Annotated in this window: 23 protein-coding genes; 9 read left to right on the top strand and 14 right to left on the bottom strand. The window is 49.1% G+C overall.

Annotated features, from left to right (window positions below):
- The 7 genes from ACOJS8_RS12840 to ACOJS8_RS12870 all read right to left on the bottom strand — a co-directional run.
- Positions 1–1,620 (bottom strand): gliding motility-associated C-terminal domain-containing protein (locus tag ACOJS8_RS12840; protein WP_420148938.1); only part of this gene is annotated, 1,620 nt, incomplete at its 3' end.
- A 721-nt stretch (positions 1,621–2,341) separates the two neighbouring features.
- Complete coding sequence (locus ACOJS8_RS12845) at positions 2,342–2,749, bottom strand: hypothetical protein (protein ID WP_420148939.1); 408 nt, start codon at positions 2,747–2,749, stop codon at positions 2,342–2,344.
- 19 nt (positions 2,750–2,768) lie between these two features.
- Positions 2,769–3,035: a hypothetical protein gene (locus tag ACOJS8_RS12850; protein WP_420148940.1), complete on the bottom strand. Its 267-nt coding sequence runs from the start codon at positions 3,033–3,035 to the stop codon at positions 2,769–2,771.
- Positions 3,036–3,332: 297 nt separating this feature from the next.
- Positions 3,333–4,664, bottom strand: coding sequence for a DUF4270 family protein (locus ACOJS8_RS12855; protein WP_420148941.1), 1,332 nt, complete (start codon positions 4,662–4,664; stop codon positions 3,333–3,335).
- A gap of 11 nt (positions 4,665–4,675) precedes the next feature.
- Positions 4,676–5,023: a DUF4907 domain-containing protein gene (locus ACOJS8_RS12860; protein ID WP_420148942.1), complete on the bottom strand. Its 348-nt coding sequence runs from the start codon at positions 5,021–5,023 to the stop codon at positions 4,676–4,678.
- 9 nt (positions 5,024–5,032) lie between these two features.
- Positions 5,033–6,115 carry a Kelch repeat-containing protein gene (locus ACOJS8_RS12865; protein ID WP_420148943.1) on the bottom strand — a complete coding sequence of 361 codons (1,083 nt, stop codon included), beginning with the start codon at positions 6,113–6,115 and terminating at the stop codon, positions 5,033–5,035.
- A gap of 336 nt (positions 6,116–6,451) precedes the next feature.
- Positions 6,452–7,936, bottom strand: a complete 1,485-nt coding sequence (locus ACOJS8_RS12870) for a S41 family peptidase (RefSeq protein ID WP_420148944.1) — start codon at positions 7,934–7,936, stop codon at positions 6,452–6,454.
- Between the two features lie 435 nt (positions 7,937–8,371).
- Here ACOJS8_RS12870 and ACOJS8_RS12875 point away from each other — a divergent pair, with 435 nt between their 5' ends.
- The 3 genes from ACOJS8_RS12875 to ACOJS8_RS12885 all read left to right on the top strand — a co-directional run bounded on the left by ACOJS8_RS12875 (position 8,372) and on the right by ACOJS8_RS12885 (position 11,368).
- Positions 8,372–8,881, top strand: a complete 510-nt coding sequence (locus tag ACOJS8_RS12875; RefSeq protein WP_420148945.1) for a gluconate 2-dehydrogenase subunit 3 family protein — start codon at positions 8,372–8,374, stop codon at positions 8,879–8,881.
- 55 nt (positions 8,882–8,936) lie between these two features.
- Entirely contained in the window at positions 8,937–10,652 is a 1,716-nt protein-coding gene (locus ACOJS8_RS12880; RefSeq protein WP_420148946.1) for a GMC oxidoreductase, read from the top strand.
- A gap of 113 nt (positions 10,653–10,765) precedes the next feature.
- Positions 10,766–11,368, top strand: coding sequence for a class I SAM-dependent methyltransferase (locus tag ACOJS8_RS12885; protein WP_420148947.1), 603 nt, complete (start codon positions 10,766–10,768; stop codon positions 11,366–11,368).
- A 61-nt stretch (positions 11,369–11,429) separates the two neighbouring features.
- Here ACOJS8_RS12885 and ACOJS8_RS12890 read toward each other — a convergent pair whose 3' ends face one another.
- Complete coding sequence (locus ACOJS8_RS12890; protein ID WP_420148948.1) at positions 11,430–11,876, bottom strand: response regulator; 447 nt, start codon at positions 11,874–11,876, stop codon at positions 11,430–11,432.
- A 212-nt stretch (positions 11,877–12,088) separates the two neighbouring features.
- Here ACOJS8_RS12890 and ACOJS8_RS12895 point away from each other — a divergent pair, with 212 nt between their 5' ends.
- A complete protein-coding gene (locus ACOJS8_RS12895; RefSeq protein WP_420148949.1) occupies positions 12,089–12,556 on the top strand; it encodes a response regulator in 468 nt (155 codons plus the stop codon).
- 5 nt (positions 12,557–12,561) lie between these two features.
- Here ACOJS8_RS12895 and ACOJS8_RS12900 read toward each other — a convergent pair whose 3' ends face one another.
- On the bottom strand, positions 12,562–15,177 hold the full coding sequence (locus tag ACOJS8_RS12900; RefSeq protein ID WP_420148950.1) for a PQQ-dependent sugar dehydrogenase: 2,616 nt from the start codon (positions 15,175–15,177) through the stop codon (positions 12,562–12,564).
- 156 nt (positions 15,178–15,333) lie between these two features.
- Here ACOJS8_RS12900 and ACOJS8_RS12905 point away from each other — a divergent pair, with 156 nt between their 5' ends.
- From ACOJS8_RS12905 to ACOJS8_RS12925, 5 genes are all read left to right on the top strand, one after another.
- On the top strand, positions 15,334–16,647 hold the full coding sequence (locus ACOJS8_RS12905; protein WP_420148951.1) for a PQQ-dependent sugar dehydrogenase: 1,314 nt from the start codon (positions 15,334–15,336) through the stop codon (positions 16,645–16,647).
- 165 nt (positions 16,648–16,812) lie between these two features.
- Positions 16,813–17,760 carry a DUF6624 domain-containing protein gene (locus tag ACOJS8_RS12910; protein ID WP_420148952.1) on the top strand — a complete coding sequence of 316 codons (948 nt, stop codon included), beginning with the start codon at positions 16,813–16,815 and terminating at the stop codon, positions 17,758–17,760.
- A 31-nt stretch (positions 17,761–17,791) separates the two neighbouring features.
- On the top strand, positions 17,792–18,517 hold the full coding sequence (locus ACOJS8_RS12915) for a DUF72 domain-containing protein (RefSeq protein WP_420148953.1): 726 nt from the start codon (positions 17,792–17,794) through the stop codon (positions 18,515–18,517).
- Between the two features lie 92 nt (positions 18,518–18,609).
- Positions 18,610–19,500: a sugar phosphate isomerase/epimerase family protein gene (locus ACOJS8_RS12920; protein WP_420148954.1), complete on the top strand. Its 891-nt coding sequence runs from the start codon at positions 18,610–18,612 to the stop codon at positions 19,498–19,500.
- Positions 19,501–19,678: 178 nt separating this feature from the next.
- Positions 19,679–20,053: a hypothetical protein gene (locus ACOJS8_RS12925; protein WP_420148955.1), complete on the top strand. Its 375-nt coding sequence runs from the start codon at positions 19,679–19,681 to the stop codon at positions 20,051–20,053.
- A gap of 133 nt (positions 20,054–20,186) precedes the next feature.
- Here ACOJS8_RS12925 and ACOJS8_RS12930 read toward each other — a convergent pair whose 3' ends face one another.
- The 5 genes from ACOJS8_RS12930 to ACOJS8_RS12950 form a co-directional block, all read right to left on the bottom strand.
- A complete protein-coding gene (locus ACOJS8_RS12930; protein ID WP_420148956.1) occupies positions 20,187–20,432 on the bottom strand; it encodes a hypothetical protein in 246 nt (81 codons plus the stop codon).
- A 77-nt stretch (positions 20,433–20,509) separates the two neighbouring features.
- Entirely contained in the window at positions 20,510–21,793 is a 1,284-nt protein-coding gene (locus ACOJS8_RS12935) for an acetyl-CoA hydrolase/transferase family protein (protein ID WP_420148957.1), read from the bottom strand.
- 230 nt (positions 21,794–22,023) lie between these two features.
- The gene (locus ACOJS8_RS12940; protein ID WP_420148958.1) at positions 22,024–22,437 is read right to left on the bottom strand and encodes a DUF2267 domain-containing protein; all 414 of its coding nucleotides are present in this window, start codon (positions 22,435–22,437) and stop codon (positions 22,024–22,026) included.
- A gap of 60 nt (positions 22,438–22,497) precedes the next feature.
- The gene (locus ACOJS8_RS12945; RefSeq protein ID WP_420148959.1) at positions 22,498–23,970 is read right to left on the bottom strand and encodes a GH1 family beta-glucosidase; all 1,473 of its coding nucleotides are present in this window, start codon (positions 23,968–23,970) and stop codon (positions 22,498–22,500) included.
- A gap of 45 nt (positions 23,971–24,015) precedes the next feature.
- Entirely contained in the window at positions 24,016–24,420 is a 405-nt protein-coding gene (locus ACOJS8_RS12950; protein ID WP_420148960.1) for a hypothetical protein, read from the bottom strand.
- Positions 24,421–24,521 lie beyond the last annotated feature (101 nt).

Genomic DNA, 24,521 nt, shown 5'->3' on the forward strand with positions numbered 1-24,521 from the left:
GGTTGATATCCCTTCGCAACCATCGCCGTCAATAGCAGTTAGAACGTAGGTTCCAGCCGTTTTTGCCCGATATTGTGATCCAGAAATATCCGTTATGATCTGCCCATCTTTTTGCCAGACGTATCGTATGCCGCCACCTCCCAAGAGCTGTAGCGAGTCTGCTGGACAAATTCGATTCTGCCCCGTTGCTGACGAAATAGTTGCCTGTACAGGCGCCGAACGGACCAGCGAAGCTGTGTCGGTGCTGACCGTACAGCCTACGGAGGTGTACGTAAGGATCGCCCAGTAACGGCCGTCCTGCGTAGTTTTGAGCGAATCGACGCTCGCGTTTGATAAAGTCTGCCCTTCCCGATACCATTGATACGTAACGCCGGTATCAGCCGTTGCCGTTAGCGTTACCGAACCCGTTTGCGCGCATAAATGACCCGTGCTGGAAAGAGCTGATTTCTGGCCAATGACCCGAATAACGAGCGTATCGGAAGTGCCTACTTTACTACAGGTTGCTTTAGGGGATACCAGTACGGTGTACTCACCGGATTCACCCGCAGTGAGCGTTGAGGACGTAGCGCCAGACAAATTAATCCCGTCGCGTCGCCATTGATAGTTCCAGTCTGGGTTCACCGTTGCCTGCAGAACGGCATGATCTCCCTGGCAAATTGTTGTTACGCGCTTCTGTGGCCGGTTCAATAACGTAACGGTCGGAGCCTGGGTTATTTGAGGAGGGCATTCAATGACCAGTAATTGAAAATCGCGCCGTACCTCGCCAATTTTCACGCCTTTACGGTATTCCTCAACTTTTACGGCAAAAACAAACAGCCCCAGCTTTGTAGCCGTCACCGAAAGCTGGCCTGTCTGGGCATTGACACGTAGCGTAGGACTACCCGGAATGGCGTTCGTAGCACTGTAGCCGGATATCCAGTTAACATCAGGGTAGGGGCCAGCCGATACGCCCGGATTATTGCCTCGTCCAGCCATCTTCTGATCCAGTGGATTAACCATTGAATAACGTAGTTCGTCGCCGTCAACATCGGTACCGCCAAAAGGAAACGTAAACGGATCGCCCAGGCAAACGTACTCGCCGTTGATGGGGCCAAAATGCGGGGAAGAGTAGGCAATAGCCTGCCCATTTTGCTGAAGAGCCGGAAACTCAAGATAAAACGTAAACCCAGTCTGATCAGGACCGCTGATGTTATTGATGCCTGAGTTGCGGTTTCGGGTCTGATATGACATGTAATACCCTTTTTCATCGGTATAGTTACCGGGATTCAGCTGGATATCAGCCTGATACGTCCAGACCACAAAATTCAGGTTGCGTTGGGAAGCACAGAATTCATTTGCGTAAATAACAGGCTCCCGAGCGCCCGTTTGCTGAACGGTGAAGGTGGTCATTAACGCATGATCGCGAAGGCGATACACGCCAACCGTTCCGCTTGTTGCCTGACGCGCTATTCCCTGCGTTCCGTCTTCCAGGTAATTCGTAACAATGATCTTGTAATGGCCCGGCTTGTCACCAACAGCCTGCATTTCCAGCTGACCACCAACCTGGTGAGTCGCCAGTGTAGTAAGCGGAACGATCAGCGCAAAAAACCAGAATACGTAACGAAAGGTAGATGTATGCATAAACAGACAATAAACGTAACGCGCCTACTACTTTCTTTAACCCACTTTTACTTGATACGTTATCTTACACAATCAGCTCGTTTGGATTGCCGGTATTGAAAGAAAGATACGCACATGCAAATACATCAGGATGACGGTGGAGTTTGACGACTCTCTGCGTCAGCTCGTTGTTCTTTCTCCTTGTAACGTATTGCCAGTTTGGTTAAAAAACCGGGACAAGGGGCGTAAAACGAGACATATTGGTGTACGATAACTCTACTTTGTTACGAATATAACTTTTGTCGGCAAGTAATCCTTCGTCATCTCATTTAAACGCATACGACTAATTTTCCTACCCGATTGCTGTACCGACTAACCGGATTTTTCACAAAATCAATACCATAAAATCAGGCTGTGCATCTGCTGACTCTGTGCTGTACAGCAGCTTATTCATTCGTCATTACGTTGCCTCCCGAACAAACGTTGCACGACTCAACAAGAAGTGTTTTTCGGGCTTTTGACTACTCATAAGCACTGCCGGTTTATAAAAAGAAACTCATTTTGTGGGGAAGGAGAAATGAGGGGTAGAGCGCTAAAAAATGATGCGTAGGAGGCATGAACCTTACGCTGGAAAAACAGCAGTCTCGCATGGAGACTGCCGTTTTTAGGAATAAGATGTATAAGGCGTAAGTTTAGATTGGTCGCCGATTTGGATTTTCCTGGTCTGATCAGGAAGAGGTTATCAGTTACTCATGAGCCATTGATACGTATCGTCGCCATCGATGAAATAACGACATGACAAGCCAGGGTCTACGGCCGAAGAAGCACGCAGGAGCAGATCGGTGCCGAGTTTGGCAAACTGATTAAAATCGTTCAGGATAATGGCTACTTTGGGGCTCGACGGCAGACCGGGACTGGCCTGAGGTAGCCAATGCTGAATAAACCAGTGCAGATCGACAGGATTAAACAGGCGTAGCTGCTGGATGTCAACCTGCCACCGCTTGATCTGATGCCGTTTGGCCAGTGCCAGTATTGCCAGCGATGCGTCGCGGAAACTAGTGCTGCTGGGAATACCCATCCACGTCTGCCGCAGCAAATGCACGCTGCAATCAACCTGAACCATTACGTGTTCATTTTGATAGGTTTTCATTAGAGGCAGGCCAACCGGATCAGTACGTTTGCGTGTTTATGACAGAGCCAGCGGTTCTTGTAGAAAAAGCCCGCTGAAGTTCGATTTCTGCTAACCGATACGCATACACAAACTTATCGTTCTCCTGCTGGATAATCCCAAGATCTTCCAGTTGACTAACACTGTTCCAGATCCGTTGCAGGCTTCCGTAAAAATCATCTTCAGACTGAGACAGCAGCGTCTGGATCGGCGAATACGATACGGCTCCCGAAGAGTTGGCGTTGGTGTGAGCGGTGGTACGTTGCATGGAGTGAAGTATTCAGTTTGACCGCTGTTTCACGGTTTAAAATAGTAACGTACAACTGCTGCATCGACTGGGAGGGTTTAAGGTATTTTAACGGATATATAATCAGTGAGTGGGGCATCGGCTGGCGTTTTAAACCTACTTTTTTGTAAAAAATAGCCAACATCACGCGCCAGCGCTGTTATTTACCCTTACGTACTGTAGACTCGTTTTGTGGCGATTGCGTTGCATGGGTATCAAAAGAAAAGCCGAACTGTTGCAACAGTTCGGCTTTTCTGTACAAAATGATTATCCTGAAGGCTATTTGTTAGAGGTCAGGAATAGCTGTAATTTCATCTGATCGCCGGTACGTATCTGATTTCCTAACGTCACACGCTGTACCAGCGAGCGTAACGTAGGCGTACCCGACGTTGGGGGCACTGTCAGGATCAATGGCTCGTTTGACCGTCTATACTTGATAATCTGACCAATGTAGTAAGTCAGGTCAAATGTATAGTTATCCGTGAAAATCTCGGCCGTTAAATCAGCAGCGTAGGGTGCTGAAGCTGATGAGGCATTCTGCACCAGGGCTCCCGTTGTTCCCTCCGGAATGGCACTAACAAGTGCGTTTACATTATTCGTCTCAAATAATTCCAGCGTAGCCGGGGGAGGTGCATTGTCGAATCGATTACGTCGAACCGGACTAATAACCAGCAGCGCCTTGTTCAGATCAGCATATCCATTTGGCGTAGCAAATTGATTCAGATACGGAAATTCGATTCGGGTTTGTAACGACGCTCCCGGCACAATAAACGATGTATTGTCTGTTAATCGGCTGTTTACCGCATCCGACCGCGTTTTCAGGGCGCTTAGTGGCGTTCCTGTCCGATCATTCAACAACTGGGTGAAACGAACCGTCGCCATAGGAAATAGCAGACTCAACGACTCCTGCGGGTTATCAATTGTATGATAATATAACCGTAAGCCACTGGTGTTTGAAGTAAAACCAGCCAGCGTATTACCGGATGACTTATCGACAAAAGCGAAGCCTGGCAGCAATCGGTTCAGCGATACATAATCATTGATTTGTCCGTTGCTGAGCCGGGTGTACAGCGTTTGCGCCAGTTCATCCGACATGCGGAATCGAATCTGTTTGCCCCGGCTATTCGGACGTGGCTGAACAGCTTTTCGCAGCAGGGGAGTCGTTTCGTACGGAAGCGAACTGGTGTTATAATACACTTTAGCAACCATTGGACTTTTTAACTGATGAACGCTCATATCGAACAGCGACGTCGTATCGCCATACACAAATGAGTAATTCATTTCCAGCACGAGGGAGTCCAGGCGCAGGTTCGTTTGCGAGGATAACGCGTTCGACGTATAGTCAAGTGAGCCAAAGGCTCCTGCCGTTAACGTACCAGTTTGGGGATCAGTCCAGCGTCCAACTAACAAATCCCCATTCGCATCGCCCGACGTAGCAAATGAATCGACCTTAAGTACCGTAGATGTCCGAATAGTAACCGTATCGACAGTCTGGATTGTCAACTCCTGCGGGTTGATAACCGACTGCCCTACGTCCAAGTTGCCCGACTCGCAGGCAAACAGCACAAGACCGGTCAGCAAAAGCAAACCGACGTACCGAAAAATATGCATAAGCAGAGAATTCAGGGAATTTTTACGCCTAATTGGCGTAGTTCGTCATTCGTGAGCGTAGGCAGTGCCTTAGTCTCCTGTACTCGTTCAACCACTCGCTCACCGACCCGGCGGGCCTGCTCCTGACTGGCAAAACCAACCGTACCAGATTGACCCGGTATGGTTGGTTGATGAATGAAAAGTTTATTGTTAATCAGGATGTCGTAACCCCAGCCTCCCGGCGTAGTAAACACCTGAACCTGATAATCTGGCTGTTTAACGTAGAATTGATAAACCGTCAAAGCAGCCAGACCAACTAATAGTAAAATCAATACCAGCCGAATCTGACCTGTTCGTGATCTGGACTGGGTATTCATCATCGTCATTGACTAGATAGACTGCTCAATCGTAGGGTCGAAATCCCACAGATCGTCGTAGCGGGCACCCCCGCTGCTTCCTGTTGTTACGTAGCCTTTGTTACCAATGGCAAAGCCAACAGCGAAAGTCCGGGTCGCTCCTTCGAACGTACCCATCGTAGCCCAGGTATCCGTTGCCGGGTCATACTGCCAAACAACCTGCGAGTTAGAGCCATTGCCAAGTGTAATATAGCCTTTTCCATTAATGGCAAAAGCTACGCCATAACTACGGGCAATCGTCGATTGGTCGGTCGTAAAGTCTAATTTCTGAGTCCAGGTATCCGCTGCTGCATCGTACATGAACCAGTCTCTCTGAGTCGTACCGCTGCTGTTACCTGTACCAACGTACGCTTTGTTATCAATAACAAAGGCAACAGCCCCTTCCCGTTTCGCACCGCCGTAGCCCGATGTTTGTGCCCAGGAATTGGTAGCCGGATTATACGCCCAGAAATCTTTCAGGTAGTTGCCGTCGTTTCCGGTTCCTACATAGCCTTTGTTATTAGCTGAGAAAGCAACTGCCGACGTACGAGCTGAACCCGCAAAATCAGCAATTTTTTTCCATGCGTTAGTTGCTACGTCATACTCCCAGAAATCTTTAAGCCTGTCTCCGTTGACGTCGCTGCCTGTGCCAATATAGCCTTTTGCTCCAACTGAGAATCCTACGCCCAAATTGCGGGCAACACCCCCAAAATTGGCTTTTTGCGACCATGCGTTACGGGCCGGATCGTACGACCAGAAATCCTGTAAAAGCTGGCTTCTGGTATCAATCCCTGTTCCCAGATAAGCGATGTTGTTGATCACGAAACTGGATGCACCCGAGCGGGCCACGCCATCGAGTGCTGACTTTACCGTCCAGTCGCCAAGCGTAGAAACGGTCGAACTGTTATTGCAGCCGATGAGGAACCCACTCCAGCCGAGGCAAACAAGACCGAGTGCCCAGTTGATACGTTGCTGGTTTTTTTTATGGGCCGAAACGGGAATGAGAGAAGTCTCAGAAGATACGGTTGTCGGCTGTGGGTTTTTTGCCGAACGAAATCGAAATGATAAATGAATCATGAAAAAAGAGCGTAAACGAACGAACTGAAACGTAAAGGTATAGCAATTTGAGTTAAGAACGATAGTTGTGCCACCCTTTCGGGAATGCGCCAGCCTGCGAGAAAGCCATTGGAGATTATTAAAAACCTGGCATCAATTATTCGTTTTGGTGCGATTGACTCACCAGAATCGTCTGGCAAAATTAAGCCAAATGCCTGTTACTTACCAACGTAGTGGTTTCATAAAAATTCTTAATTGGGGCCATATTCTTTAAATCTTTACTAATAAAACCAAACGACTACGTCACAAAGACCCCTTTTGTGACGTAGTCGTTGGAATGGTATGACAAATTAATGCTTACAGCTTTATGGCTTTCAACTGACGAACCATCAACTGACCACCAGCTTTGCGCTGAATGGATGATCCGAGGGCGGGTAACGTATTGCCCGTTGCTACGCCCTGACGAAGGTTGGCCGTTCCGCCCGCAATCTGGTTCAGAGCGGCACTTAATAAGGCTTCCTTCGTATTGCCAAGTGGCAATAAGGCGAGCGGTTCTTCGACTTCTACATTCGGTGTGAAGCCCGTTGAGTAATCGGATTGTCCCGCGTTGTTGTACGATTTAAAGACGATCGGCTGCATACCCCACTGAATCTTACCCGTTTCGTCGGTGATCGTAATGGAGCCAACGTTCTTGCCATAGGTAGTCGTACCAATGGTCGTTACCGTCATGTATGGCCTCAAGCCATTGATAATCAGTTCGCTGGCCGAAGCGGTGTGATCCGTTGTCAGGACAATCACCCGCGAGAGATTGCTGCCAATGTTCTGCGATTTATCCAGAAAATTTTGAACGAAAAAGTTCGATCCGTATTCGCGCTGCAACTGGGGCGTTATGGTGCTATTCCACTCTTCGCGAAAATATAATTTGCTGGAACTGACGCCCTTACCAATCAGGCTGGCCAGATTAGCCGATGAAGACGTATACCCACCTGGATTGTAGCGCAGGTCAAGCACGAGTTCGTTCACCCCTTTCGCTTTAAAATCGCTGAAAATTGCGTCTATCTGTGTATCATATTCGTCGGCATCACTGCCGTTGGCACCCGGAACAAACTGGTTATAAACCAGATACCCTACTTTTTTGCTGCCAACCGTGTAGACTGAATCCAGAAATACCGGATTTTCCTGAAACGTAGTGGCCGTTACGCTGATCGTTTTATCCGTATCGACCAGCGCTGAACCGTTTACACTGGCCAGGCCAAACGTGAACGTAGTGCCGGAAAAGAGCAGATCGGAGTAGTTTGTCGTTGTTATGGTCTGGCCGTTCACCCTAGTAATAACATCGCCACGTTTCAGCCCTGCTTTCTGAGCTGGGGAATTAGGCAATACGTAGAGAACCTGCGCAATGACGTCGCTAGAACCGGATGCCCGAAGGTACAGGTTGTATTCCATACCGGTAGTGACGGTCTGACCACTCAAGCTTGCCTGTAAATCGGTTCCACTTTTTTCAATCCACGAAAAACGGTCGCCGTTGGGATTAGACGTAGCGTTGTATTTATACAGAATGGAATCAAAAAATTTGTCAGGCGATAAGGTTTTGTCGGGGTTCGCCGGAATCTTGTCGTTCCAGTAATATAATTCCCGCATGTTCTCAAGAATCCAGTCATTGACTGTCTGACTCTCCGCGCTGGTGGTTTCCGTTTGCGGTGTTACGTCGTCGGTGGTGTTTTTGCAGGATGCCAGGGACAAAATAAAGCCGATGATTAAAAACCATTTTGTCGCGCCCAGGCGAGTTGGCAATGGATTGCTAAGGTTTCTCTGCATGTTGTTCACAACGTATTTTTTCATGTGTTTTTATCGTAGTTGGAGACTCTGTACATCGTCTTTACGAGCAGAAGCCATTAACTGTTGCACAACTGATCAATAGACGACTGGATTTAACGATAGTTTAATGAAGTGTACCGACCAGTGGGTTGATCGAATCGACAGAAAGAAGACAGAAAAACGGTCGACGTGTTTTGTAGGAAAACCAATTGGATATCGGCATATATAGAAAACGTACGGCTGAACTGGAATGTTCCTTTTCTACTTATTTTATAGGTATTATAGGGAGTATTTTTTCGCTAATTTTTTCGTCAGATGTTCATGCCCTGAATCATACGCTGTTTGGCACTGAACAGCCGGTTGAAGACACCGCTACGTATCGGTTTGTTTTGTATCTTTGACAGAATATACAGAACAGAAGTAAGTACTCTTGTGGAAAGACGTAACGCGTTAAAAACAATGGCTGGCGCCGTTGGTGGGCTGATCAGCCTGCCCGCCTGGGCCACTGGCTGGACAGTTGAAACGGCACACTCAACCCGGCAGATTCTCTCGGGCGGTCAGATGGATTTGCTGGCCGATATGGCTGAAACCATTATTCCGGCTACGGACACGCCGGGCGCCAAAGCCCTGAACGTTCATCAGTTCATTCAGAAGATGGTTACCGATTGCTACGAACCGAAAGCACAAACTACGCTCAGAAATGGCCTGGATACATTGGATGGAATCGCTCAGAAAGCATTCAACAAGCCGTTTAGTGAAGGCGACGTAGCGCAACGTACGGCCCTCTTAACGCAGATGGCACAGGACCCCGCTCAGAAAGAATTTTACGGACTGGTAAAAGGGCTAACGGTTCGTGGTTACATGAGTTCCGAATACGTAATGACGAACCTGACTCACTATCAGTATATTCCCGGCCACTACTACGGCTGTGTTCCCGTACCTCAAAAAGCTGTAACTCAACCTAAATAAGTCGAACGTTGCCGAACCGAGCATCCCTATCGACTGACGATTATCGACTCTCTCTATGTCTTACCTAAATATTGACGCTCAGGCGCTGAATACGTACGATGCCATTGTGATTGGCTCCGGCATCAGTGGCGGATGGGCGGCCAAAGAGCTGACCGGCAAAGGTCTCCGGACACTCGTTCTCGAACGCGGGCGCGATGTACGGCATATAAAGGATTATCCTACCGGCAATAACACCCAACCGTGGGAGTTTGAGCACCGCAACCAACTCCGCCGGGAGGTGCGCGAGGCCAATCCGATCATCAGCAAATGTTATGCCTTTTACGAAGGTACTGAACAGTTCTTTGTGAAAGATGCCGAGCATCCCTACGTTCAGGAGCAGCCCTTCGATTGGATTCGGGGTTATCAGGTTGGCGGGAAATCGCTGATGTGGGCGCGGCAAACACAACGCTGGAGCGACTTCGATTACGAAGGCCCCGCCCGCGATGGATTTGCTGTCGACTGGCCTATTCGTTACGCTGATATTGCCCCCTGGTATAGCTACGTAGAGAAATTTGCGGGCATTACAGGGAATAAGGACGGAATCGCTACGTTGCCGGACGGCGAATTTCTGCCTCCGCATGAGTGGAATTGCGTCGAGAAACATTTTTCGCAAAAAGTAGCGGCTCGGTACAAAGATCGGCACGTCATTATGGGTCGGGCGGCTCACTTAACCAGTCCTAAACAAATTCACTTCGATCAGGGCCGGGCGCAGTGTCAGCACCGGACTATTTGTGAACGTGGATGTCCGTTTGGTGGCTACTTCAGCAGCAACTCATCCACAATTCCCTGGGCAGCCAAAACCGGTAAAATGACGTTACGTCCAGATTCGGTTGTTCATTCCATTATTTACGATGAAAAGAAAGGCCGGGCAACCGGGGTGCGCGTTGTAGACGCCAATACCAAACAGATGCAGGAGTTTTACGCCCGCATTATTTTTGTGAATGCTGCCGCACTGAATACGAACCTGATTTTATTGAATTCAACCTCGCATCGGTTCCCGAATGGATTAGGTAACGACAGTGGTGTTCTGGGAAAATACGTAGCGTTCCATAATTATCGGGCTGGTATTTCAGGTGAGTTCGATGGTCACCTGGATTCAACAACCGATGGTCGTCGTCCCAATAGCCCTTACATTCCCCGTTTCCGCAACGTGCTCAAACAGGAAACAAACTTCCTGCGTGGCTATGCGGCTGGTTTTTCGGCCGGTCGTATTTCCTACTCCGATCAGAATGCAATAGGTGCGGATTTGAAACAGAATTTGCTCAATCCGAAACTCGGTGGCTGGCATGTAGGCTCGCACATGATGGGCGAAACCATCCCAAAAGAAACGAACTACGTAGCACTGGACCCGAATCTAAAAGATCCATTTGGTATTCAGCAACTGAAAATCTCCATTGTTTACGACGACAACGATGAGAAAATGATAAAAGATTATCAGGAGCAACTGACGGAGATGTTTACCGAAGCCGGTTTCAAAAATATCAAACTGCGCGACGACAAACGGAATCCTGGCCTCGATATTCATGAGATGGGCGGGGCACGTATGGGTAAGGACCCTAAAACGTCGATCCTGAATAAATGGAACCAGATGCATGCAGTCAAAAACGTGTTCGTGACCGATGGTGCCTGTATGACCTCAACCTCTACCCAAAATCCATCCCTTACCTACATGGCCATGTCTGCCCGTTCGGCGGATTATGCTGTAAAAGCGATGAAAAAAGGCTTGGTTTAACGCAAGAAACTGTCTGGAAAACCCCTACAGTTTAAAACCCCTAAAGGGGACTTTGTCTAAATACGAGCAAAGTCCCCTTTAGGGGTTTTAAACTGTAGCGCTGGACCCGAACTATGAATGATCACGGGATAGGTAAACTCTACGAAGATATTGCCGACTGGTTTGACCAGAACCGAAGTAAACAGTTGATCGAAAAGTCCTATCTGGACGTATTGGTAACGCGCATCAAACCTGCTCCTTCCGTACTGGACCTGGGCTGTGGATCAGGGGAGCCAATTGCCCGGTACCTGATTGAGCAGGGATGTCAGATTACCGGCGTTGATGGCGCAGCCAGTATGATCGCCATGTGCCAAAAACGCTTCCCCAATATGGAATGGATTCGGGCCGATATGCGAGGGCTACGTCTGGAACGGAGGTTCGACGCGGTAATTGCCTGGGATAGCTTCTTTCATCTTGATCAGGACGCTCAACGTAGCCTGTTTCCGGTCTTCGCAAATCATACCCGGAATGGGAGCGTACTTCTCTTTACATCGGGCAGCGATCATAGCGTAGCGTATGGCGAAATGAACGGCCATACCGTTTATCACGCCAGCTTAGATACAGCAGAATATCAGTCGCTATTGGAAGAAAACGGTTTCGACGTGCTGATCCACGCCATTAACGATGTGAACTGTGGTGGTCGTACGGTGTGGCTGGCAAAAAGACGTAGAGAATAAAGGCTATTCGTTAAAGCGCAAAAGTTTAAACAGCTTCTATACGTAATGATCTGTTTGTCAGTTAAAGTGACGAATAGATTCCAGCACGGGGTAACGTAACGGTTTGTTGCCAGAAGCTTTTTAATGACGCCATAAAGTCGATCCAATCTCTGTACGTTTCCGGCTTGGTCATGTATGCATTTGCGCCCTTAAAATAAGCTTCATCTATGTGGAGATTATTGTCGGAAGCCGTAAGAACGATGATTGGAATCAAACTGGTGGGTGACTCATTTCTCAGTTTAGTGAGGAGCGAAAAGCCAGCATCAGCCTCCGGCATATTCAGATCCAGCAAAATAATGTGGGGAAGCTGCAAATTGGGTTTCTGCAAATATTCGGTCAGAGTTCCAATGGAGCGGATGAAGGTGAATCGGGCTTCGGGAAACCCAACTTTCGACGATCGTTCCAGAAGTTCGGCTAAAGCGGGATCATCATCGATGGAAAGAATAAGAAACTTACGGGAGTTTAACACAAATAAATATTCGTTGAGGCAATAAATCCAAAAATAATAAAATAATGTATATAAATCCTGAAGTAATCTGGATAAATCAGAATTCAAACATTATTCTTGCATCGTCAGTAGTAAACCTGAAATCAGATTTCTTCGCTTACAGGACAAAAATGTCAAGTTGAAATATACTAAACTAGTTGTGATTCAGTACTTATATAAAATCAATTAGTCAGATGGAAGCCACCTTTCCTATTTTACTCATCGATGACGATCCGAATCTGGGAGATATTCTGAGTCGAATAGCTCAGGATGCATTTCCGGAAGCATCATTCATTCACTTTTGCTCGATTGAGGAAACAATGGACTATTTAAAAGGTCCGTCTGTTGTTCTTCCCAAGCTGATTTTGCTGGATATAAATTTCAATCGCGAAGAGGACGGATTCGGTTACCTGACTCTGCTCAAGAAACAGCTCAATGACGTTCAAATCCCAATCATCATTTTATCGATGATGGCCGATGATCAGTACGTTGAGCAGGCCTATTCGACCGGCGCCGTTTCATTCGTGGAAAAATCATCTACCGTTCAAGGCTGGACGAATCTGCTGAAATCGCTGAGAAAATACTGGAACGATATCGTTGACTTGCCATCGGATCGATTGGATGGTAGCGATTCTGGTTCCATGTTCAAAGCCCTGACATAACCTCGTTAGTTTCGGTTGAACGTAACGGACTTAACCTCGGCCAGATTAAAAATACTTGTCCGGTTCTCGAAGCAGAAGTAAATATCGTGCCGGCCGAATAAGGTTTTAATGGGCACACTACGTTCCTGCCAGGTTTTCCACTTACCGACTGGCACAGCTACGTCTCCCAATATTTCGCCCGTAGGACTATCGGCCCGCAGACGAACGATCGTTCCGGGCGTTTCGGTTGTGAATTGAAAAGTTAATGCCCGAACGCCCGTCATATCTACCTGCTGAGCCACGGCATACGAAGCGCGATTGATACCGTCCAGAATGGCTCCACGGTGTAGCTCCAGGCCACTATCAAAATCCTGCCCCTGAAACACCGGCGAACGTAACACTTTCGTTGTTTGGCGTGTCAGAGGTTTGATTTTGTTGTAACCCCGATCTGTATAGCTGGCCGTGAGTATATACGTACCGGGCTGATTCAGATCAACCGCAAAATACCCTTCGATCGGTAAAGTTTTCTCCATGGGTTTCTCGTCGGCCAGCGACAGAATATAACGTACCATTTCATCCGTAACGTCGGGAGCCAGTTGCGGATGTGCGCTCATATTCGATTCGCCCCAAACGCCGTATCCGCCCTTGATGATTTTCCGGCTTAACGTAGCAATTAATTCGGGTGATTTCTTTTGGGCTTTGTAATGCTCCGCAATCCTCTCAAAACTGGGGCCGACTGATTTTGCTGTCAACGCATGGCATGCTTTGCAATCATTTTCCTCGATCCACGTACTGCCCCGCTGATGTTCGGACACAATCGTTCCAGTAGATGATCGTGCCAGGGATCGGCTGGTGGGTAGATACGTCAACGTTACCTTTACGGCTTTTGGGTCGATACGCACATCTTCCGGGTCGGTTACATGAATCCGATACGTAACGGGTGAGGTTCGCAAAAGTCCCGTGTCGGCTAGTTCGACCGCTACGCTTGGGGGTGCGTTGCCCACCAGAACGGACGTTTCCGCCGAGGACGTAGCACCAGCCCTGTCGATGACAACCAGTTTGATAACATGCTTGCCGGGTTTGGGTAATACAGGGTTGATATCGGCCGTGGTTGAGGACAGGGGTTTACCATCGACAAACCAGTGATACGTTAGCTGGTCGCCCTGGTCGTAATCAAGGGAGTGGCGGGCCGAAAGCTGAACACGCATGGGAGCAGCACCAGCGTCCGTATTGGCGTCGAGTTTGGCAATGGGCGGGCGGTTGCCGGAAATGTAGTCGATACGTACCAGTCGGGAATCTTTATTACCTCCCCATAGGGTTCCATGTTCGATGACATAAAGCGATCCGTCGGGGCCAAACTTCATACTCATAGGCTTACGGAACGTAGCGGATGGCATAAACGGCTCGATGGTTTTGAGCTGCTTCTGGTCATTCAGCGACACCACTTTCAGCCAGTTGCGCATCCAGTCGGCAATGAACAGCTTCCGGTCGAAATAAGCCGGGAATTTGCCCGGGGATACGTTCTGCGGATCGTAGTAATAAATTGGTCCCATGATGGCGGTACGTCCTCCAGCCCCGAGTTCGGGAAAGTCGGCCGAGTTGTCGTAAGGATACCAGATCATGGGTTTTTGAGCGGGCGGTAGCTCGCGCAGGCCGGTGTTGTTGGGCGATGAATTAATTGGATGTGCCGGATTTATTTTGCCAAGAACAGAATCTGTAGCGAAATCGACTTTGGCGTACGATTCATTATTGCCAATGACCAGCGGCCATCCGTGATTTCCGGGTTTAGCGGCCTGATTAATCTCGTCATAACCACGCGGACCGCGCGCTTCAGTATCGCTGGCGTCGGGGCCTACTTCGCTCCAATACAGCAAATCCGTGTCACGATCCACCGTTACGCGGTACGGGTTTCGACAACCCATGATATAAATTTCGGGACGGGTTTTCTCTGTTTTCGGAAACAGATTGCCCGCCGGAATTGTGTAAGAACCATCGTCTTCGGGATGGATACGTAGCACTTTTCCCCGCAGATCGTTGGTATTGGCCGATGAGCGTTGGGCGTCATATTCCTCACGGCCGGGCCGTTCGTCGCTGGGCGAGTAATTGGTGCCGAACGGATTGGTATTATCCCCTGTAGTTATGAAAAGATTGCCGTGTTTATCGAAGGTCATTCCACCGCCCGCATGACAGCAATGCTGCGAATCGGGTATTTCAAGCACTACTTTTTCTGATGAAAGCGCCAGCGAATCCCCATTCACCGTAAAGCGTGACACCCGGTTGAATTTTCCTTTATCGACAGGGGCATACAGCAGATAGAGCCGATGATTCTGGCTGAAACGGGGATCTAACGTAATGGCCTGCATCCGGGCTTCGGTAGCCATACTAACGGGTACTTTCCCCAATAGCCGCGTATCTTTCTGCCGAACGTCGTAGACCCACACGCCACCCGTCATGGTAATGAAATAAACGTCGCCGTTGGGGGCGATATCCATCTCGATCAGATCGGGCATGTTTCCCGTCAGAAAAACTTTACGAAATCGATGTTCATCCGGGGCGTCAGAAGGGGGCGTATCCTGCCGGAAGCTCAGCAGCAAACCGAATACGGCAATCAAAAGCAGCACAGATCGAACAGCTCGTTTCATAGGTCGGTCAGGGGAGAATGCTTACTTTCTCAAGAGACAGCCGTCAGCGAAAATTACTGATTAGCAGGCGTAGTACGTCTTAACCCAAACAGACCAGTAGTATGTACGGGCGCTCAAAAGCTTTTGAAGAAAACAGACTACCTTATTTGATTAACAATGAATAAACCATTTTGCGGTGTTACGTACCTACTTATTTCGCTAGTGGCGATGAACGGCTTTGGCGAGCACAATCCCGGTAAGCCTTCTGCTCCCATACGTAACGTAAACAAAAATGCACCCGCAGCCGAACTAAAACTGCCAGCGGGTTTTTCGGCTGCAGTTATCGCGCAGGACCTGGGCGCTGCCCGACACATCACTGTCAGCCAAACCGGTGATGTCTACGTAAAGCTCGCCAAATTGAAAGATGGGAAAGGGATTTACCGCCTGCGCGATACGAACAACGACGGCGTAATGGATGAACAGGTTGGCTTCGGCGATTACCCCGGAACGGGCATTCTCATCAAAAACGGCTATCTGTATGCCTCATCGAACAGCAGTGTATACCGGTACAAGCTCAATGAGAAGCAGGAAGTCGTCAATCCCGATCAGCCAGAAACCATCGTGTCGGGTTTGCGGGAGAAAGAGCGCGATAAATCGAAGTCCATTGCCATCGACAATCAGAATAACCTGTATGTCAACGTAGCATCCGATAACGATGCCTGTCGGGAACCCGGAACCGGAAAAGGGCTGATGCCCTGCGCGCTTCGGGATACGGCTGGTATCTGGCGCTTCAAAGCCAATGCGACCAACCAGACCTATTCGGATGGAGTACATTTTGCCAAAGGGTTGAAGAACGTAGTAGGGCTTGACTGGAACCCTAAAAGCAACACACTCTTTGTCACGCAGCACGGACGCGGCAAGTTTGACGATTTCTATCCGCAGTATTACACACCACAGCACAGTGCCGCCCTTCCTGCCGAAACGATGTACGAACTCCATCAGGGCGACGATGCAGGCTGGCCGTACATTTATTTCGATCCCGTTCAGAAAAAGAAAATTCTGGCACCTGAGTACGGGGGCGATGGTAAGAAAACGGGTGGCGAAAAAAACATCAGTCCGTTAGCGGCTTTTCCGGCTCACATGGGTCCTAATGCATTATTGTTCTACACGGGAACCGCTTTTCCTGAGAAATACCGCAACGGCGCGTTCATCGCATTTCATGGGCAAAATCAGCCTTTAAATAAAGGCTATTTAGTGGGTTTTGTGCCGTTCAAAAATGGCAAGCCTTCGGGGCCATGGGAAATCTTCGCCGATAATTTTGCTGGGATTGATTTAGCCAAGCCGACCGGACCTGTTCAGCATCGGCCGTGTGGTCTGGCGCAGGGACCGGACGGTTCGTTATACGTCTCGGATGATCTGAACGGAACCCTGTATCGCATCAGTTACTCTGGTACCGCAACTAAAACGACCGCTTCGGCAAAAAAGAAATAGCTGCTACGTAGTGAATCAGACCGGTAACGGTTTGAGCTGCTGATACGACCCCGCTGGGGTCAGATGTTTATAGAGAAACCAATGCTATAAATATCTGACCCCAGCGGGGTCGTACGTTAGAACAGACGCCTTTTTAGCTTCTCATTTCTACTAAAGTCCTGATCGATGCGCTACGTATTTGTAGTTAGTTTACTCGTTTTTCTTACGCGCATTTGCGTCGCCCAAACAACGTATGCGATTAAGGATACGGCTTATGTAAAATCTGTTGAACAAGCTTTTGCGGATCTCAAACGAGGTAATTGTCAGGCTTGCCTTTATGCTTATGAGAAGGCATTTACAATTTCCCGGAAAAGCGCACTAAGTACCTTACGGGCGGCTGTCTGCGCTTACCAGTGTAAGCAGGTAGAGCAGGCGAAAACGTATATAAGCAAAGCGGTCGCAACCGACTTCTGGATTAGTGAGGATGTGTGGGAAAAGCGCAAAGAGTATCCGGAATTCGAAGTCCTGCGAACAAGTTCACTGGCAACGGACTTTCAGCACTACGTTGATAAACAAAAAATTGCGGAAGGACGTAACCCGTCCCTTGAACGGGAGTTAAACCAAATCTTTCTGGCAGATAACCGGCCCCGATTGCGTTTGGACTCAATCGGTCGGCACTATGGATTCAATTCTCCGCAAACGAAACCTCTTTGGGAGGAAATCCGCCAGATTGATTCAATTAATCTGATCAAAGTAGAGCGTATCATTCAGCAGTATGGGTACCCGGGGAAACGCCTTGTTGGTGAGAAACAGGACATTACTACCTGGCTTGTTATTCAGCATTCGCCACTGGCTATTCAGGAAAAGTATTTGCCTCTGTTACAGAAAGCCGCTGAACAGGGTGAATTAAGCAAAGCGAACGTAGCGATGTTGGTTGACCGGATTCGGGTATTTAAAAGCCAAAAGCAGCTCTACGGGTCACAGGTGCAGAATGGCGCTGATGGAAAACCGAGTGGATTTTTCCCGATAGAGGATGAAGTCAATGTAAACAAACGACGAGCAGAAGTGGGTTTGCCACCCCTGGAGGACTACGCTCGGCACTTCGGATTTGAGTACGTACCATCAAAAAAATAAACCAATCGGAACGTAGTGAAGTACTCTAGGCATGAGCATTCACATTGGTACGTCGGGTTGGAGTTACGATCACTGGCAGGGCGTTTTGTATCCGCACGGTACGCCCGTTCATGACCGATTAGGCTACTACGTACAACGGTTCCAGACCGTTGAGCTGAACAGCAGTTTTTACCGATGGCCGAAACAGTCCACCTTCGCCAGTTGGCGACGCCGATTACCTGAAGGATTTCAGCTCACTGTAAAAGCACCACGCGGACTGACGCACGCCAAAAAACTATACGCACCCGAAACCTGGATGTGCCGAATCAAAGCCTGCTGGCACGAGCTACGCGAAAAGCGGGCCGTACTGTTGATCCAGCTTTCTCCCAACCATGCCTGTGATTACGACCGACTGGCTTATTTTCTGGATCAGGTGCCGTGGTGGATGCGTGTAGCAGTTGAATTCCGGCACCCAAGCTGGCATAACGAATCTATCTTTAATTTGCTGGAACAGCGTCAGGCTGCCTACTGCATCATGTGTGGAGCGCATCTGCCTTGCATCCTGCGTGCTACGGCTCCGTTTGTGTACGTACGCATGCATGGACCCGACACCGACTGGCTCTATGGTGGCTCTTACTCGGATACAGACCTGCGCTGGTGGGCCGACCGGATTCGGGAGTGGGCCGGTATGGGTAAAGACGTGTACGTGTACTTCAATAACGACGGGGGTGGTAATGCCGTACGTAACGCCGAAATGCTACGTTGGATTTTAGGGTAACGGGCAAAGCAGTAAACCGTACCGTTCCCGATCTTTAGCCACTACTGGCGCGGGTATGTAGCCCGTTGCCGATTAACCGACCTACACGTCTCATGAGTCAGTCATCCAACATTACCCGTAAACAGTTTTTAAAACTAAGCGCCCTGGCTACCTCGGCGGCCCTGTTGCCACAGCTGAACGCTTTTGCCGCTTCCCCGAAAAAGGTTGGCCTGCAGTTATATACGTTACGTGACCTGATGGCGAAAGACCCTGACGGTACGTTGAAAAAAGTGGCGCAGATTGGCTACAAAGAAGTTGAATCGTTTGGGTATTCAGATGGGAAATTCTTTGGTAAAACACCGAAAGCCTACGCAGCTTATCTGAAAAGCCTGGGACTAACGGCACCTAGCGGCCACTACACGACGGGCAAAACTATGCCGAAAATGAAAGGTACGCTCATGAACGACTGGAAACGAGCCGTTGACGATGCTGCTGCCATTGGCCAGAAATATATGGTTTGTGCGTATCTGTTTCCAGAAGAACGTACCAAACTGGACGACTACCTGCGTTTTGCGGACCTGTTCAACAAATCGGCGGAAGTATGCAAGGCCGCGGGCATTCAGTTCTGCTACCATAACCACGATTTTGAGTTTAAACCCATGGGCGGAAAAATGCCGTATGACGTAATAACCGGCAATACGGATAAGAACCTGGTCAAGCTCGAACTCGATCTGTACTGGGCTACTATGGCCAACCAGGACCCGGTTGCTCTGTTCAAGAAACATCCTGGCCGTTTCCCGCTCTGGCACGTAAAAGACATGGAAAAAACACCCGAACGCGCCTTTGCGCCCGTCGGAACCGGCTCCATTAACTTTCAGCGCATTTTCGATGCAAAACAAACGGCGGGACTAACGCATTACTTCGTGGAACAGGATGTTTGTAAACTTCCTCCGCTGGAGTCAATTGCGATCAGCTATAAGAACGTAGAGAAATTGAAAGTTTAGCATTGATCTGCACGTATCAGGTTAATTCCATTGGGCGGCAAATAGGAAATTGTTCTTATTTGCCGCTTCTGTTTTATGCAACCAATATGTTTCTTTAGAAGGTATGGAAACTATATACAGCCTTATCATATAGTTTTGTTTTTCAACTTATAAGCGTTTGGATCACGACTAAAAAGATATGGACAATAACGGAACACAATTACTGGAAGACAGCCTCCTAAAGGTTTGGAGTGAGCGCAACGATGAGCAGCGCATGATGGTGATAAAACAGATTTATGATGCTGACATTGTTTTTTATGAAACCGATAACGGTCCAGCAATTAAAGGACATCAGGCGATTGATGAACTCATAAAAAAACTGCAAGCCCAATGGGCACCGGAGTTCGGCTTTACGCTGATTAAGCCAGTAGCAATCAACCACGGGGTGAGTCATGTAGCCTGGACACTTGGTGCCGCCAATGCAACACCTGTCGCCAGTGGAATGGATATTGCTCTGATTGAGAATGGGCTTATCAAAGAATTGTATCTCTACCTGGATGGCCCAGCCGATTGAAATGAGTCACTGAAAGTAAGTCCTCAACTTTCTGAATAGCAAGGGAACTTCCGGCGTACTACGTTTTCGATTGACTCTGTGCCGACTACTGGGCTTTTTTCTCAAAACAGCCTGGTAGCCGACACAGAATGGATCAATTCGATTCAGCTCGTTCAAACGCGTAGATGTTAAAGACATCATCCCACTCGACCCCGTTTTCGCCTTTCCACTTGCATTTGATCGCGTCGCGATTACTTATTGATCCAATGCTTGTTTCTTCTGAATCGTAGCCGTAGGCGGTCATTGTCTCGCCATTGTCAATTTTCCGAACGCGAACCTCTTTGTTATCATCCAGCTTACTCCTGATATAGTCCGCATCAGAAACGCCATTTTTCTCCATATCAAATCAAACGTTGTTGTGTTATCTTATTACTCACAAATCGCACAAAGGTTTAGGGACCTGTAACGCAGCCAAAATCATATACTCCCAAATCGGGCAAAGGCTTGCCGTTCCAGTTCTTCCCGATGGTCGGGGTGGGCGATGTTGATCAGGGCGCGGGCACGCTGGCGGAGGTTCTGGCCGTAGAGATCGGCAATGCCGTATTCCGTTACGATGTAGTGAACGTGCGCCCGGGTCGTGGTTACGCCGGCTCCTTCTTTCAGAAACGGCACAATCTTACTCAGTCCTTTACTCGTCGTGGACGGTAGCGCGATGATGGGTTTACCCCCTTCCGACAACGTAGCGCCCCGCACAAAATCCATCTGGCCACCCACGCCCGAATACTGATACGTACCGATGGTGTCGGCACAGACTTGTCCGGTCAGGTCGATCTCGATGGCCGAATTAATGGCTGTTACCTTCGGATTACGTCGAATAATGGCTGTATCGTTGGTATAACTGGCCTGCTTCATCGCTACGCCGGGGTTGTCGTGGATGAAATCATAAACCCGCTGACTGCCCAACACAAACGCCGACACAATGCGATTGGGAAGTACCGTTTTATGTTCGCCCGTAATGACGCCCCGCTCGACCAGATCAATGACGCCATCGGAAAACATTTCGGTATGGATGCCCAACCCTTTGTGATGAATGAGTTCGGCCAACGTAGCGTTCGGAATTCCGCCGATACCCAGTTGCAATGTAGCCCCATCGTCGACCAGACTGGCGACGTACTGGCCAATCTTCCGATCTTCGGCGCTGATCTCGCCCGGCAAAACTTCGTAAATCGGTTCATCCACCTCAATGGCCGCGTGCAGCATAGACGCTGGAATCAGCCCGTCGCCATGCGTACGAGGAACACGCGGATTGACTTGAGCCACTACGTATTTCGCCGATTGAATAGCCGCCAGCGATACGTCGACCGACGGGCCAAGTGAACAATAACCATGCGCATCGGGGGGCGATACCTGAATGAGTGCTACGTCGATGGGCAGAATTTTTCGGCGAAACAGCAACGGCACTTCGCTAAGAAAAACCGGTACGTAGTCGCCGATGCCCTGATTAAGTTGCTTCCGCATGTTGGCCCCGATGAAGAACGAGTTGGGGCGAAACGATTTCTGGTATTTCTTGTCCAGATACGGCAGCGGACCTTCGGTATGAATATGGCAGACTTCTACATTGGCCAGTTCGTCGGCGCGGGCAACCATCGCGTTGATGAGCGCGTGGGGCGTCTGCGCAACGCTATGAATAAACACACGATTGCCGGACTGAATCGTGGAAACGGCTTGTTCGGGACTGGTAATCGGAAGAATAACAGACATCAATTACGCTGGATAAGTGATAAATAAGCGGAGCAAATCCTGCCTCAAAAATACGGCCTGGCCCAGAAATGTTTTTAAGTCAGCCAATTGATTAGAATCAGCTTGACAGCTTATCGTTGTACTGGCAAAAATCAGTTATATAAGCCAGGCAAATCAGCTTTTTCCAGATCCGCTCGTTTTTTGGTTAACACGCGTTCGACGCTGGAGACGTCGAACGCGTGTGTCAACGATTAGTTTGGTGCATTCTGGGCGGTTTGAAGGCCCTCAAATAGTGGAGCGTAATCGTCGGAAAGCGAAACTTTTAGTTTGTGCAGTTCGCCTTCGGTAACCATCCGGCCAAACACTTTCATAAACTGCTGCGTATAGCGCTGCCCGGTTTCTTCGTCGACGCCTAATTTGTCAGCTACCCGTTCGTAGAATTCTTTCAGTTTAAATCGTTCGCCCTGATCGCGCTGCTCGGGATCTATTTCCCGGATAATGTCCAGTAGGGGAGCTGGTAATTGAGCGCCGAGATTATCGGCCGCATTGCCGGCCAGATGTTCAGTCAAGGTGTGCAGAAAAGCCCGGGTAATGTCCAGTACATCTTCCTGCGTCTGAACGCCGAGTTGCTGTTTCACTTCGTGAATAAATTCAGGATATTGCATAACGTTGTGTTGTTTGTCTGCCAGCACAACCGCATGAGTAAGAACAGGGTTTGAAAAAAGTCAGTTAATCGCAACCGGCTGCTCTGCCGTTAGCAACTGCTGAAACCACCGGCCCGACGCCTTTACGATACGTTGCTGGGTTCTGAAATCGACGTGAACCAGCCCAAAGCGGGGACGAAACCCTTCGGCCCATTCAAAATTGTCCAGAAATGTCCAGGCAAAATACCCCTCGACCGGGATGCCTTCCTGCTTTGCCCGTAACACCTGTTCAATGTAGTTCTGGTGATACGTAACCCGCGCTACGTCGTTGACAACGCCCCGTTCTACTACGTCGTAAAAAGCCGCTCCGCTTTCGGTAATATAGATTTTTTTGATGCCTTCGTACTGACTGAATTGTTTGATAACCCGGTACATGCTTTCAGGGTAAACTTCCCAGCCCATTTCGGTAAGGGTTGATACGTTCCGACGGAGGGGCGACACGTCTTTGGCCCAGATGTACGGCATAAAATACGATTGCTCGACCACCGCCCGGAAATAATGCTGTAAGCCAATGAAATCGAAATCGAACGCGAGCCGCTCCATATCACCGGGTTTCGCCACTTTTTTGGCAATGCCCGACAGAAAAGATAATTCTTTAGGATAGCCCAACCCCAGCGACGGCTCAATAAACAGCCGATTCATTAACGCATCGACGCGAACTGCCGCAGCCTGATCTTTAGGTGTAAACGGATCAATTGGCGAGCAGGAGAACGTAGTACCGACCTGTGCGTCGGGAACGTTCCGCCGGACAATACGGCCGCCTTCGGCCTGCGCCAGCGTCGTGTGATGAATAACTGGCAGCAGATTCCGCAAACTTCGTCGGCCCGGCGCGTGCTGCCCCGTAAAATACCCCAGAATGGAAAACGCCAGCGGCTCGTTCAGAATAATCCAGTGCTTGACTTTGTGCCCGAACGCTTTGGTACATACATCCGCAAAATCGGCAAACCAGTCCACGATTTTTCGATTCGGCCAGCCACCCAGATTTTCGAGCGCCTGCGGCAAATCCCAGTGATAGAGCGTAATCCAGGGCGTAATTCCCAGCGCGAGGCATTGGTCGATTAGCTGATCGTAGAAACGTAAACCAGCTTCGTTGATACGTCCACCCTGGGTCGGTCCGACGCCATCGGGCAGAATACGCGACCACGACAGCGAGAAGCGAAACGCGTTGAAACCCATCTCTTTATGCAGGTGCAGGTCGGATACGTAGCGGTCGTAAAATTCGCACGCTACGTCGGCGGTTTCGCCGGTTTTGATCTTGCCTTTCTGGCGACTGAACGTATCCCACACACAGGGTGTACGTCCGTCGCGGTCAACTGCCCCTTCGATCTGGTAAGCAGCGGTAGCGGTTCCCCAAACAAAGTCGGAGCCAAACGAATGACGATTAAAATTCTGTAGCGATGTTACGTTTGTCGACACGTCACTTGATGAGTTGAACGGCGGGCAAAAGTACGGTGTATCGCTAAAAGACGATTCGCCCGACCGATAATTTAACATACCGATCGGGCGAATCACTTACGCTACGCTCACTCTACTTATTTATTAGCCACGACGACCGTAAGGAACGGGCTGGTTTCGGTTATAGCGGTTGTTCTGTTGAGTCGCAAACAGTCTGTCGCGTTGGGCCGAGGTCAGAACGGCCAGCATATCCTGACGTTTGCGAAGCTGCAACTGACGGAGACCGTCTGGCGTCATACGGGATGTTGAAAACAAACGATCGTAATTATCTTCGATCTTGCGCAGTTGTTTTTCCTGAAGACGGGACAGGTTAACAATGGCGTCAAGACGATCTATTTTCAGGTCGTCCTGATACTGGTCGCGGTCGTAACGAGAGCCACCGTATTGCGGAGGACGATTGTCGAAAGGTCTGGAATATACGCCTTGCGCGAAGGTTACACTAGTCGCTAAGCTGAAGAGGGTGAGGGCGGCCAAAATTGTCTTTTTCATGTCAGTAAGTTGTTTATTTATGCGTTACTGATTCTTAGAAGAATATCGCCCTTCCGGGTTTAATTAAGGTATATCGGCTTCTGGCTGAATGGCAATTTGGA

Origin of the sequence: Spirosoma sp. (assembly GCF_048594605.1) — a bacterium.
Taxonomy (GTDB): domain Bacteria; phylum Bacteroidota; class Bacteroidia; order Cytophagales; family Spirosomataceae; genus Spirosoma.